A 13,207-nucleotide genomic window follows, 5' to 3' on the forward strand; every position below is an offset into this window, starting at 1 on the left:
TAGTCGACTAATATGTATACGCAATATTAAATAAACCCCTGAAGGATTTTCTTCAGGGGTTTATTTTTTTGTATCATCTACGTACTAGCACGTTCTTGTACTTTTGTACTTAAACTCAGTCACTCAAGAAAACCAAGCCTTCTTCAGCACTGGCAAAATTATCATAATCAGATCTATTAACCACTTCGACTCCCATGCCTAAACAATGCTGTCAGCTGTGATTCTTAAGTATCGGGGTATTTTATTAAGTTATTCTTTAGAATGTTGGTTTTTAATAGTAATGCAAAGATAACTTTAATATAATTCTATTAATAATTTTAACGAAAAAGGCATATTTAGTCTACATTGATTAATTATTTTGAATGGAGGTAACGGCTGATACTTGAATTTAACGAGCTGAGCTTTGCTTATAATGAAACTGACACCATTTTTAAGAACTTAACTAAAAAAATTCCCTATCAACGGATTGGCATTATTGGTAGCAATGGGATTGGTAAAACGACGTTGCTGAATCTAATCGCGGGACGGCAAAAATACACGGGGACGATTAATTGTTCGCCATCAACCTTTTTAGTAGATTATGATTTAGAAAAATACGGCGCCTTCACTGTTGCTGAATTTTTTGACATGCTGACTAGCTTGGCATCTTTTAACGCCGACACCCTGTATGAATTAGCGACCAAGTTGCAGGTTGATCAGTTTTTTTCTAAAAAGATTCGCAACTTGTCCAAAGGCACAAATAAGAAAATTGCGTTATTGATTGCCTTTGCCTCCCGATGTGAATTACTCCTAATCGATGAGCCGTTTGAAGCGATTGATGCGGCTAGTAATCAAGCACTACTGGAGATTTTACCAAGCCTCAACAAGGAGTTAGTCATTGTCAGCCATGATTTAGCATACTTACAGCAAAGTGTTGAACAAGTCTATGTCATGGAAGGGGGGACCCTAAATGAGCTATCAGTTCATGGGTAAATTCATCCGCCTGACTTGCCGTCATCTCGCACTCAAGACAGTGCTAAAACAAACGATCATTGCCATTTTATTGGTTGCGATGTTGGCGGTGTTATTCCTTGAAAACCATGCCATCTTTGACTTTATCGTTTTGCTGTATTTATATCTCAGTGGCACGATGATCGCGTTAGCAACCAAAAAATTTTTAAACGAACTTGATTTAAACATGCTGGGGTTTGCGGCCCACACGGTAGCCTTTGACAGCTTTTATATTGTGCAACGCTATTTTCGAGATGCGTTTATTGCTAACAGTCTCGTTTTTATCGGCTTGGAGCTATTTTTAAGCTACCAAGCTCCGGCATATGCGGGCGTGCTAGGTTTGGCTTATTGCATGCATTTTCTGTTATCGCCCAGTGAGCACTTAGTATTTTTCAATCGAGTTGGCATAGCAACGGGCGCCTTGGTCATTAAAACCGGTTTTTTGATTGGCTTCACATTTTTGACGATCAAAGGCCTCACTCCATTAGCTTGGTTGGTCTTGATAAGCGGGTATCTAGGGTATGCCATGATTATCTATGGACTCTCATTTCGCGCGCGTAGTTGGGATAATAACTTTACTGACCGCTTTGAAGATCAATTACGACTGGTCAAAAAAGTCGATTTGTTTTTATTTCGTGATGTGATCTTCATGTATCCGGCGTTTTTTAGTTCCTTGGTCAATCTTGGCTTGTTCATGATTTTGTTTGCAACGCGCGGGGCCGTGAGTTATTATCTGATTTTTGTGGTTGTAATCTATCGGGGCCTTAACAGTTTCTTCATTAAAAAGGACCAGCATAAAGCCTATGTCCTGACCACGGCCGATACCGTGTTTTGGAACAATCAGTTATTAGTAGCGGATATCGAAAAAGTCCACTGCCAAAAATTGAAATTTAGTATTGGTGCGTGGCTGATTTTTAGCATCTTGGGCGGCCTTGGAGCGTTGGTGCTACAAGATGTTAGTTTCAAAAACTACACCTTGTTTATCCTCGTTTCATTTGGATTGATGTTAGCGGACTACCTCTATATGGTCGTAACCGCGCGGCGCACCAAAATTTGGCTGACTATCGCCCAATTTGGCATGTATGTATTCCTGGGAGTGGCGTTAGTCTTTGTCAAGCAGTTCTATCTACCAAGCCTAGTGACGGCCGTAGTGTTAATTGGGGTAACCTGGCTTAGCTTAAAGCGGGCGCTCAGTCAGCGCACCTTGGCGGTAAGTTGGTCTTAAGTATCGTTTTAAACATTAAATAACTTGAAGAAAGAGTGAGAATAATGAAACAAAATTTTATTACTGAAAAATTAATGGCGGAAAATGAAGTTGTGATTGGGGTCATCGCCCAAAAGAAGACGACGTTATTGGGCTTTTTAACGTATGGTTTAACGGATGAAGTTAGTTACTTTGGTTCCGGAAACTTAACTAATCGGTTCTATGTGACTAAAAACAACGACGAAGTTTTGCTACAAGGGTTTAAAGGCGATGGCGAACTACTCTTTGCCGAAGCTCAACCAGATATTGATGTGGCCACGTTTAAAAAGATTTCACACGGAAAGTACAATTATAAACGCATTCAACAATACAAATAAATAGAAGTGCCTACCTCAATCAGTGAGGTAGGCACTTTTTTGTGGTGAACGTATGAATGACTTCAATTTATTACAAATATAGTAGCGTGTTACACTACATGTGTCGTAAACATAGGCGGAGAATAAGCATGCGTGCAATGACGGTAAGCTTATCAGACGATACAATGGCTTGGGCTAAAGAGTTCGCCGCTTCTAAAGGGACGGGAGTTACTGATTTAATCGAAACAGCACGGCAAGATGACGAAGACTATGCGGACGCGATGAAAGTGATTAATTCGGAAAATCGCGAATATGTTTCAGCGTAAGAAATCAAGGTTAAATTAGGTCTATGAAGTACAATTGGTCGTTTGATAGTAAAGCAGCTAAACAATTCGGACAGTTATATAATTAGGTGATCTATCGAAAATTTTAAGTATGAATAGCATATTTAGTGCAATTTACACACGTTGGTCACGCGTCGCTAAATGTAAAATCGGATAAGGTTTATCAAAATCATCCCGTTGACTGCGGCCAATAATTTGGAAGCCGTGTTTTAAATAGAAAGCTTGCGCTCGTTGATTCTGTTCATTCACGTCAACTTTAGTGATCTGCTGATTGGCAATTAACCACGTTAAAATCTGATGGCCATAACCAGCCCCAATTTTGGTAGGATCCAGAAATAGCATCACTAATTCATCTCCATTAGTACCGCTAAAGCCAATCGGTTGGCCACCAATTGACCACAGCCGTAATTCAACGTGATCTAGAAAAGTAGGGAGGAGGTCTTTGTAAAATGCAAAATCAGCAGGATGCAAAAAGGTATGCGTAGCTGCGACAGATTGCTCCCAGATGGTTAAAATTAATGAATATTCAGTACGCATTGCAATGTGTTGATTTAGCATTAAGCTACCGCCTTTCATTGTTATTTTCAACAATCGTAAGATATGAAGCGTGAAAACGCAAGATTACTGTGATATTTATTTGATTAATTACAAAAATACGTCAAGCTAATGTTAGACGAGTAAATCTTCAGGACAGCTTGACGTATTTGCTGAATCATTACGATGGTGATACGCCTATCGTAATGACAGGGACAGCATGCTTATCTTTAATACTTTAACGATTTTCTTTGTCTTTCACAGGCATGAAGATTACCAATAAGGTGAGCACGGATAGAATGGTGCTGACGTAATCTAAGTTAAAATAAGTCGACGTAATTTCTGCTAAAATCACAAGGATGGTAGCTAAGATTTTTTGGAAAAGACTCATCAGTAAGGGCCTCCTTTAATTGATTGTTAATAAGTTAGCATATTAAGCATTATATATCATTTTTTTATTATTCAAACATAATTTAATATCATTGGTGATAATATAGGTGTTTCAGATTAGGGTGATGGATCACACCCGTGAAGTTGATATGGCTGATAAAGCAATAATCATAAGTATAGCGAAAATTAGTGCAACAATGCACAAACTCGTGAATTATTATTTTAACTAGCTGCGATTTTAATAATAATTAGCTTAACTAACTATTATTAGATAATATGTTGTCAAATGTTATGACTTAATTTATAATTAACTTATATTCTTTAAAAATAATAGGATTAATGTGACCAGCCAAATCATAGGAATGCAGCAATATTGCACTTAAATTATAAAAATATAATTAACGTTTTTAAAAAAGGTGCATTCATTGCTATTTTTTGGTGAGTATATTATACTTGAAAACGGTTACATTTTAAAAATAGGAGACACATAATATGTCAGAAAAGAAGATTTCGGCTGGATTAGCAGCCTTAAAAGTTATGGAAGGCTGGGGTGTTCACACCATCTACGGTATTCCATCAGGTACTTTAAGTGGTTTGATGAATGCGATGGGTAACCCAGAAAACAACATCTAATTCTTACAAGTTAAGCACGAAGAAATTGGTGCCATGGCTGCCGTTATGCAATGGAAATTTGGTGGTAAATTAGGGGTTACTGTTGGTTCAGGTGGACCTGGTGCAACTCACTTAATCAATGGTTTATACGATGCTGCAATGGATAACATTCCAGTATTGGCAATCTTGGGTTCAAAGCCAGTTCGTGAATTGAACATGGACTCATTCCAAGAATTGAACCAAAACCCAATGTACGACAACATCGCAGTTTACAACCGTCGTGTTGCTACTGCTGAACAATTACCACACTTAGTTGATGACGCTATCCGTACTGCCATCGCTAAGCGCGGGGTTGCCGTTCTTGAAATCCCTGCTGACTTTGGTTTTGCTGAACTTGATGCAGAATCACTTTACTCAACACCACTTTACTCATCAGGTGAAAAGTTCAAGAACTACAAATCAGCTCCAGTTGACGAAGCTGACATCGATGAAGCTGTTGCATTGTTGAACCAAGCTAAGCGTCCAATCATCTACACTGGTATTGGTACTATGGGTCACGGTCCAGCCGTTCAAGAATTGGCTCGTAAGATCAAAGCACCTATCATCACTACTGGTAAGAACTTTGAAACTTTCGAATGGGACTTTGAAGCCTTCACTGGTTCAACTTTCCGTGTTGGTTGGAAGCCTGCCAACGAAGCTGTTCTTGAAGCCGATGCTGTCTTGTTCGTTGGTACTAACTTCCCATTCTCTGAAGTTGAAGGTACTTTCCGTAACGTTGACAAGTTCATCCAAATCGACAACAACCCAGCTATGTTAGGTAAGCGTCACCAAACTGACGTTGCTATCCTTGGGGATGCTGGTCAAGCAATTGACGCAATCCTTGCTAAAGTATCACCAGTTGAAGAATCAGCTTGGTGGACTGCTAACGTTAAGAACGTGCAAAACTGGCGCGATTACATGAACAAACTTGAAAACAAGACTGAAGGTGATCTTCAAGCTTACCAAGTTTACAACGCCATTAACAAGTACGCTGCAGAAGACGCAATCTTCTCTACTGACGTTGGTAACGTTACTCAAATGTCAATCCGTCACTTGCACATGACACCTAAGAACTTATGGCGTACTTCTCCATTGTTTGCTACAATGGGTATCGCTTTACCAGGTGGTATTGCTGCTAAGAAGACTTACGCAGATCGTCAAGTTTGGAACTTGATGGGTGATGGTGCCTTCTCAATGACTTACCCAGACGTTGTGACAAACGTGCGTTATGACTTACCAGTTATTAACGTGGTCTTCACTAACACTGAGTACGGTTTCATTAAGAACAAGTACGAAGACACTAACACTTACAACTTCGGGGTTGACTTTACTGATGTTGACTATGCTAAGATCGGTGAAGCTCAAGGAGCCGTTGGTTTAACTGTTAGCCGTATCGAAGACATTGACAGCGTGATGAAGCAAGCCGTTGAATACTACAACCAAGGTCGTGTTGTTGTTGTTGACGCTAAGATCACTAAGGATCGTCCAATCCCAGTTGAAACTTTGAAGCTTGACACTAACTTGTACAGTGAAGACATCGTTAAGGAATACAAGGAAAAGTACGAAGCACAAGAATTAGTACCATTCCGTGAATTCCTTGAAGCAGAAGGTCTTACTTCAAACTACATTAAAGAAACAAGCGACAACAAGTACAGCTTCTAATAATTTAGACGCCTACTCGTTAAGCGCTAAAAGCAGACTAAATTTAATTTAGTCTGCTTTTTTTGTGGGTAAAATTGACGATAGAAATGTAATCATTTAGACGATAGTTATTAATGTATAAAATAATTGGACATAAAAATTAAAAAGTGATATAAATAATTTGGTAGCGCTTTCATTTTATAGGAGGATTTATTTCATGAATCATAAACGTGAATTTGGCTTTATCAAATTTAAGGGGCACGAGCTTGATAGTGGTTATCTTGATCAAACTCCAGTATTACAATTTGTCTTAGTTTCACTGTTGTTTCCAATGTGGGGGGCAGCAGCAAGTTTAAATGATATTTTGATTACACAATTCAAAACGATTTTTGATTTAAGTAATCTGGCGTCTGCATATGTTCAAAGTGCGTTCTTTTTAGGATATTTTATTATGGCAATTCCCGCTTCATATCTTATTAAACGAACATCTTACAAATTTACCATCATTGTTGGGTTGAGTTTATATCTGATTGGGAGTGCGTTGTTTTTCCCAGCGTCTGCAGCTGCCACGTATGGCTTTTTCTTATTTGCGTTATTTGTTTTGGCAACGGGGCTTAGTTTAATTGAAACATCGGCCGATACATTTTCTTCATTACTTGGACCAAAACATTTAAAAACATTACGATTGAATATCTCACAAACCTTTTTGCCAGCTGGATCAATTGCGGGTATTTTATTAGGTAAGTATTTGATTTTTGGTAATGGGGTTAATTTGAGTGAGCAACTAAAGGGATTGTCTGGTCAGGCCAAAATAACATTTGGAGAACAAGCATTACGTAAAACGCTCTTACCATATCGTTATATGATTATGGTATTACTAGTTATGATTATCATTTTCATGGTTGTGCAATTTCCAAAGAGTAAGGCGAAAAAATTGATAGCTACCAAAAAAGAAAATTTAGGACAAACAGTTGTCAGTTTACTTAAAAATAAAAACTTTGTGTATGGTTTATTTACCGAATTTATGTACGTGGGATTGCAAGTTTCTGTTTGGTCATTTACGATTCGTTTAGCACTAGATTTAAATTCTAATTTGAATGAACGTGTTGCATCAGATTTTGCGATTTATAGTTACATTGCATTCTTTATTGGACGCTTAATTGCGGATAACTTAATGCGGAAATTTGCACATTTAAAGGTATTATTCTGGTATGCCGTTTTAGGTATGTTTGCAATTGCATATATGTTAATTGATCGTTCCTTTAATGGTGTCTACGTGGCAATTTTAGTTTCTGGTTTAATGGGTCCTGGATTTGCTACGATTTTCACAGAAACACTTGGCTTCATTAAGGATCCGGCACAAACAGAAACGGCCGGAGCAATGATTGTTATGATGGTTATTGGTGGTGCTTTTTGGCCATTAGTTCAAGGATGGGTTGCTGATGTGACAGGCTCAATGTCAGTTTCATTTGGTGTTCATCTACTAACATTTGGTGCAATTGCACTCTTTGCATATCGGTATATCAAACATCCAGTTAATAATGATGCAGATAAGGAGTAAACCATGACACAATACATTTTAGGGATTGATATTGGAACCTCGAGTACAAAAGGGATGCTTGTAACAACTAAGGGTAGAGTCATCAAGCAAGCCAAACAAAGCTATCCGTTAGAGACACCACATGCCAGTTGGGCCCAAGCAAACGCTGAAGATTGGTTTGCGGCAGTTACCAAAGTAATTGAGGAGTTGACAAGCGATATTAACGCTGAAGATATTATTGCGTTAGGAATTGATGGCTTATATGGTGGAGCAGGTATCCCTGTTGATGTAGCCGGTAAAGTTATTGGACCAACCTTAATTTGGATGGACCGGCGAGCAACAAAGGAAACCGAATTAGTTAAGACTTTGGTATCAAATGCTGAATTGATGGCAACAACTGCTAATTTAGTTGATCCATATTATGGTTTTACCAAGCTAATGTGGCTCCGCGATAATGAACCAAAGTTGTATCAACAAACAGCTCAATTTTTACCACCAGAATCATATGTTATTCAACGATTAACGGGTGAAGTAAGCATTAATTATGCAGCGGCTGGTAATTTAGCCGGCATCTATGATATTAATAAGCATGCTTGGTCACAGTCATTAGCTAATAAATTAGGCTTAGATATTACTAAATTACCGCAAAAGTTTATCGATAGCACAACTCCAGCTGGTCATTTAACAGCTGAATGGGCAGAAAAGTTGACCTTACCAATAAACTTACCCGTATTTAATACAGGTGTTGATGTGGGACCTGCAACGGTTGGAACAGGTGTCCTTAAGCCGGGAAAAGTAACCATCGCAATTGGTACGTCGATGAATGCGGCTGTTATTACATCTACACCACAACGTGATAATGGTTTGATTATTTGGCCATATGTCTACAAGCCACGTGAATATTATTATAATTTTGCTGGAGCTAATACAGCCGGAGCTATTATTGCTTGGTTTGTCCGTGAATTTGCTGCTGAACTTGGTAATGGTACTCAGGAACTTGATGTAAATAGTGCCGATGTTCCGGCAGGTAGTAACGGAATTACCGTCTTACCTTACTTTATGGGAGAACGTAGCCCAATCTGGGATTCAGATGTTCGAGGGACAATTTTAGGAATCTCAATGAATACAACACGTATCGAAATATATAATGCTTTTCAAGAAGCGATTGCGTTTGCAGTTCGCCAAAGTATTGAGCAGTTTGGCGTTGAAGTAGGTGATGAACTGACCTTAGTCGGGGGTGTTAGTGGTTCGCCCAAAATGGTTCAGATGATTGCTGATGTAACCGGCAAAACCGTATTAACAACTAAGGGTGGTGGTGAAGCTAATCTTGGTAGTGCAATCCTTGCTGGTATTGGTATCGGTGCAATTGATCCCAAAGATATTGATAATTGGATTCAAATTGATGCGGAAGTTGAACCTAACGACCAACGACATGTGGCGTACAATCAATATTTTGCACGTTATCAAAGTGCATATAAGCATGTTCAAGACTTTTACCATGAAAATCAAACAAACTAATTAAGCTTAGAGCAGATAAGAACATAAACTAAAAACCCCTGACTGAATTTTTAATATTCAGTCAGGGGTTTCTAGTTCCACAGCACATCTAACCACCGGTTGGCATAATCATTTTTACCACCCACACGCAGGTAGGCTATGAGTTTGACATCCGTGGTGTAACCGATATAATGTGAGGTGTTTAGAGGGTTAAGGATTGCAAATTACTTCAATTGAGCTATGCGAATGGTAAGAAATAGTTCATTTCACATTCAATCAATGGGGGACACAATTATGTATGAACTAGCAGCATCATTAATGTGTGGAAATTTAGCAAACCTAGCACGAGATATTACAGAGTTAGAACGAGCCGGTATTGATGGTTATCATATTGACATCATGGATGGTAAATTTGTGACGAATTTATTTCTATTAAGATAAGTGACTTTGAACGTTGGTATAAAAGGATTTATAAGCAACGTGTATATGTGTTTGTGGACATTTGGGGACATGAAATTATTCGCTTAATAATTCAATAGTCTTTTCACTTTCGTTGAGTTCTCGTTCCTTTAGTAAATGGGCATAAATTTCTAATGTTATTTTTGGGTTTTTATGTCCAATACGTTTTGATACATACTCGAGAGCAACGTCGTTATATAGTAAAAATGAAACGTGAGAGTGTCTTAATGCATGAAAAGAAACGTTGGGTATTTCTAGTTCTTTCAGTACTTTTCTAAGTTGAAAACTGATATAACTGTTTCTGCAATATCTAAATATTTGCTGATCACTATATGAATGCTCAAGTAACACGTTTTGTAATCTATGAGAGATTGTTATAGTTCTAACGGATTCAGGTGTTTTGGGTAAAGTTACTTCCATATTATACGGTGAAAATGATTTAGTGATAGACAGAGTATCATCTTTAATATCAGTTGGTGAGAGTGCAAGAACCTCTCCTTGACGTGCACCAGTTTCTAGCGCAGTAAGGATCATTAAGTTTCGTTCATCATCATCAAGATGCTCATAGAGATATTTTTGCAATCGTTTAAAGTCAGTTGCAGACATGAACTTTAATTTCTTATCTGAAACTTTAGCACGATTTTTCAAGCGGCTCCATACATTGTTACGAATATATCCGTCTAAAATAGCATCGTTTAGAGCAGATTTCAAACGTGTAAGGAGAGTTGAAACTCCTGAATAAGACACATCTTTAGCGAATTCATCGAGTCGCTCCTGAAGTAGGGTAGAGCTCATATTATTTAACCGAACATCACCAAAGTACTTTTTCAAACGATATACCTGTGTATGATAAGTATTGGCGGTAGAATTTCGGATGTCTGGTTTACGGTACTGTTCATACCATTTTTGGAAGTAATCCGCCAATAGCATATCTGATTCGACAAGGATAACACCATTATTGCGATCAGACTCCATTTCAGTGGCCCATGCCTCAGCTTCACGTTTTAAGTTAAAGGTCTTACTTACTTTTTTACGTGCACCAGCTTCCATCACTGAAACGACTGCACGCCATTTTTTGCCACGTTTTTCAAAACTTGCCATAATAAAAAGCCTCCTAATATAGTAGTGATACTTAAATAAGGGGCTTACATATGCTATAATTTTAAACATAAGGCCCTGTAGTAGGGGTATTAATAAAAGCTGCTGCAGTCCGTCCAAAGATGAGCAGTGGCTTTTTTGTTGTATTTATGATTTACTAACGGTGAATAGATAATTATCAGGAGGATAATCATGTTAGGTACTTTATTGATAATTTTGATAAGTGTAGCAATCAGCATTTTTGTTATGTCACATATCATGGCATACCAACTAAAAAAACAAGAAGATAGAATGTATAGAATTGCTAAATTATCTGTAATTGAAGGTTTTGCCAAAGATAATAATCCAATAGTTAATAAGCTCTATGCAAGTTATGGTGAAACAATTGATAAAAAAAGGTGACCATATTCGGTAACTTCTAAATATCCTTTAGAGGGGGTGATGATGGTATATTCTTTTGGCATAGCGTTTTTATAATCCATATAAAGTTTTTCAGATGAAATTAAGTCATACTTTTGTAAATAAATGTCTGATGATAGCCAATTTTCATAGTCGACGTTTATAAGCCCGAAAGATTTCAATACAGGAATTATATTATTTAAATCCTGAAAGGTATTATCTGACCAAATAATATGATTTTTTAAAATTTTGTTTGAAGCTCCGGATTCGGTTTGATATTCAAAACCTACGATTGGCCAAAGGGTTTGCGATTTTAAACTTAGTAAGACATAAGCATCGTCTGGTGATAATTTTTTCAGTATTTCTGAAAAATTTGGTGTTATTTTTTGGTTTTTTGATTTATCTACTGATGCAGCAATTAATTTTGCGAAAAGCGTTTGCATGATATCTTCATTAATGGAATATCTTGAATCTTCTAATGCCTTTAAAACTAATCCATTTTTAGAATCATCAAGTCTATCCACAGGTATTTTTTCTACTTCTTCTTTTATTTTATTTTCGAATTTCTTCAGTTTTCCATCAACATATAAATTTGCTTTTTTTATTGGAGAAAAAACAATTTCAATTATGTCTTTCAATCCATTACCAATAGCTTGTGCAGGAGCTAATAGAGTAGCTTCAACAACTGAAGTTGGAAGAGCAGCAATAATTGGTTCAATATCATTCATATCCATAGTTCTATCATTCTCCTTAAATAAACATTTTAAATATCAGCGGTCATTTGAGTGACCAGCAGTGTAGTACGTTTCAATTTCTTCCTTAACCACATATTCCATGCGATCAGGAATAGCGAACATGTCCATGAACTTAACGTAGTTGAGTTCGTGGGCTTTTTTTATTAGCGTAAAGATTCGAATATCCTTACGACGTCAGACTCCAACCAGCTAGGAACTCTATAGTAATCCATAAATAAAAGAGGATTACGAGGCATTTCGATAGTCATGAGCATGTTAATAGCATTTCGATGAGCTAGCAGCTCTTCACCACGTTTGCCGTACTCGCTGAATTGATAGACAGCTTGGGCGTCATGGTCACCATATAGAATGTGACTAATCTCGTGAGCAAGCCTGTAAGAGTAAGTGGTATTAGTTTGAAAATTAGTATTCATAATAATGGTAGCGTCATTAGGACTTGATACATCAGGGGTAGTGACTTTCATATCCATCTTATGAACATAAATGTTGTTTTTGGTAGCGATATTAAGAAGCTCATCAATAATGATAGGTTTGAATTTGTCCATTATTTGCCCTCGTTACGCTTTTGAGCCCTTCTGAATTTTAAAAAGCCTATGATAGCTTGTTTATCTTCTTCATCTATTTCTTTACCATCGAATGCCAACAGTAGGTCAGAATCATCTAGGTTTATAGGTTTATTTTCATATACATGCGGTTCCTCTGATTGACCTAGTAAATAGTTTGGAGACACATTTAATGTGTCTGCTATTGCTTTTATAGCTGGACCGCTAGGGTCGACACCTTGATTATATCTGTAAATTGCGTTTTCACTCATTCCAGAAGCTAAAGCTACTTGTTTTAAATTCATACCACGTGATTTTGCAGTACTTTTAATTCTTTCAAACGTTGTCATATCAACACCTTTTCATATGTTGATGAAATATTTTACACAAAAACACACAAAAAACTTGCGATAAATAACACCTTGTGTAATAATAAATACATCAAGTAATTGAGCAACAAAAAACAACGATATTTAAATCTTGCTTGGCGGTTTGATTGGGTAACGTGTCCTTTTGTTGCTTATTTAGTATGCATTCATATTACACTTTGTGTAAAAGTTTGTCAACAACTTGATGAATAATAACACAGGAGAAAATAAATGACGGAATTAGAACAAGCTGCAAAGAATGTTCAAAATACATTCAAAGTTGCATTAGTTAGTCGAGGATTGAAGCAGATTGAAGTTGCTGAAATGTTGAACACAACACCATCACAAGTATCACGAGCTATTGCAGGAAACACAACACCTAAAGATATCGAGATTCAAAAGAAGTTAGCAAAAATATTAGATGTACAAATTTAAGGAG

At 37.3% G+C, this 13,207-nt stretch carries 14 protein-coding genes and 1 pseudogene; 10 read left to right on the forward strand and 5 right to left on the reverse strand.

From position 1 onward, the window contains the following. Nucleotides 1–471 precede the first annotated feature (471 nt). The 4 genes from LQZ75_RS01060 to LQZ75_RS01075 all read left to right on the forward strand — a co-directional run bounded on the left by LQZ75_RS01060 (nt 472) and on the right by LQZ75_RS01075 (nt 2,876). Complete coding sequence (locus LQZ75_RS01060; RefSeq protein WP_290368217.1) at nt 472–972, forward strand: ATP-binding cassette domain-containing protein; 501 nt, start codon at nt 472–474, stop codon at nt 970–972. Further along, the gene (locus tag LQZ75_RS01065) at nt 950–2,215 is read left to right on the forward strand and encodes a hypothetical protein (protein WP_230095992.1); all 1,266 of its coding nucleotides are present in this window, start codon (nt 950–952) and stop codon (nt 2,213–2,215) included. The genes LQZ75_RS01060 and LQZ75_RS01065 overlap by 23 nt, the downstream gene beginning before the upstream one ends. A 44-nt stretch (nt 2,216–2,259) precedes the next feature. Next, nucleotides 2,260–2,571, forward strand: a complete 312-nt coding sequence (locus LQZ75_RS01070; RefSeq protein ID WP_230095993.1) for a hypothetical protein — start codon at nt 2,260–2,262, stop codon at nt 2,569–2,571. A gap of 128 nt (nt 2,572–2,699) precedes the next feature. Continuing rightward, the gene (locus tag LQZ75_RS01075; RefSeq protein ID WP_230095994.1) at nt 2,700–2,876 is read left to right on the forward strand and encodes a hypothetical protein; all 177 of its coding nucleotides are present in this window, start codon (nt 2,700–2,702) and stop codon (nt 2,874–2,876) included. A gap of 132 nt (nt 2,877–3,008) precedes the next feature. Here the strand turns inward: LQZ75_RS01075 and LQZ75_RS01080 are convergent, their stop codons facing one another. Further along, the gene (locus LQZ75_RS01080) at nt 3,009–3,452 is read right to left on the reverse strand and encodes a GNAT family N-acetyltransferase (protein ID WP_230095995.1); all 444 of its coding nucleotides are present in this window, start codon (nt 3,450–3,452) and stop codon (nt 3,009–3,011) included. A gap of 858 nt (nt 3,453–4,310) precedes the next feature. Here LQZ75_RS01080 and spxB point away from each other — a divergent pair. The 4 genes and pseudogenes from spxB (at nt 4,311) to LQZ75_RS01100 (ending at nt 9,588) form a co-directional block, all read left to right on the forward strand. Beyond that, nucleotides 4,311–6,131 (forward strand): annotated as a pseudogene (gene spxB / locus LQZ75_RS01085) (pyruvate oxidase). Between the two features lie 196 nt (nt 6,132–6,327). Beyond that, entirely contained in the window at nt 6,328–7,671 is a 1,344-nt protein-coding gene (locus tag LQZ75_RS01090) for a sugar MFS transporter (protein ID WP_230095996.1), read from the forward strand. A 3-nt stretch (nt 7,672–7,674) separates the two neighbouring features. Next, nucleotides 7,675–9,168, forward strand: a complete 1,494-nt coding sequence (locus LQZ75_RS01095; RefSeq protein ID WP_230095997.1) for an FGGY-family carbohydrate kinase — start codon at nt 7,675–7,677, stop codon at nt 9,166–9,168. Nucleotides 9,169–9,393: 225 nt separating this feature from the next. Beyond that, nucleotides 9,394–9,588 carry a hypothetical protein gene (locus LQZ75_RS01100; RefSeq protein ID WP_230095998.1) on the forward strand — a complete coding sequence of 65 codons (195 nt, stop codon included), beginning with the start codon at nt 9,394–9,396 and terminating at the stop codon, nt 9,586–9,588. A gap of 75 nt (nt 9,589–9,663) precedes the next feature. On the opposite strand, the gene LQZ75_RS01105 is transcribed toward LQZ75_RS01100, so the two are convergent. After that, entirely contained in the window at nt 9,664–10,707 is a 1,044-nt protein-coding gene (locus LQZ75_RS01105) for a tyrosine-type recombinase/integrase (protein ID WP_230095999.1), read from the reverse strand. Between the two features lie 189 nt (nt 10,708–10,896). Between LQZ75_RS01105 and LQZ75_RS01110 the strand changes: the two genes are divergently transcribed. Further along, a complete protein-coding gene (locus LQZ75_RS01110) occupies nt 10,897–11,106 on the forward strand; it encodes a hypothetical protein (protein ID WP_230096000.1) in 210 nt (69 codons plus the stop codon). Here the strand turns inward: LQZ75_RS01110 and LQZ75_RS01115 are convergent. The 3 genes from LQZ75_RS01115 to LQZ75_RS01125 all read right to left on the reverse strand — a co-directional run bounded on the left by LQZ75_RS01115 (nt 11,076) and on the right by LQZ75_RS01125 (nt 12,750). Beyond that, nucleotides 11,076–11,837, reverse strand: a complete 762-nt coding sequence (locus LQZ75_RS01115) for a DUF4393 domain-containing protein (protein ID WP_230096001.1) — start codon at nt 11,835–11,837, stop codon at nt 11,076–11,078. The two genes, LQZ75_RS01110 and LQZ75_RS01115, sit on opposite strands and share 31 nt — an antisense overlap. 164 nt (nt 11,838–12,001) lie before the next feature. Continuing rightward, nucleotides 12,002–12,403, reverse strand: a complete 402-nt coding sequence (locus tag LQZ75_RS01120) for an ImmA/IrrE family metallo-endopeptidase (protein ID WP_230096002.1) — start codon at nt 12,401–12,403, stop codon at nt 12,002–12,004. After that, nucleotides 12,403–12,750 (reverse strand): helix-turn-helix domain-containing protein, encoded by a 348-nt coding sequence (locus LQZ75_RS01125; RefSeq protein ID WP_230096003.1) that lies wholly within the window; start codon nt 12,748–12,750, stop codon nt 12,403–12,405. Before LQZ75_RS01125 ends, LQZ75_RS01120 begins: the two co-directional genes overlap by 1 nt. Nucleotides 12,751–12,999: 249 nt before the next feature. On the opposite strand from LQZ75_RS01125, the gene LQZ75_RS01130 reads away from it, so the two are divergent. Further along, the gene (locus LQZ75_RS01130; protein WP_230096004.1) at nt 13,000–13,203 is read left to right on the forward strand and encodes a helix-turn-helix domain-containing protein; all 204 of its coding nucleotides are present in this window, start codon (nt 13,000–13,002) and stop codon (nt 13,201–13,203) included. The last annotated feature ends 4 nt before the right edge of the window (nt 13,204–13,207 follow it).

This window comes from Periweissella fabaria (assembly GCF_918814575.1).
Lineage (GTDB): Bacteria > Bacillota > Bacilli > Lactobacillales > Lactobacillaceae > Periweissella > Periweissella fabaria.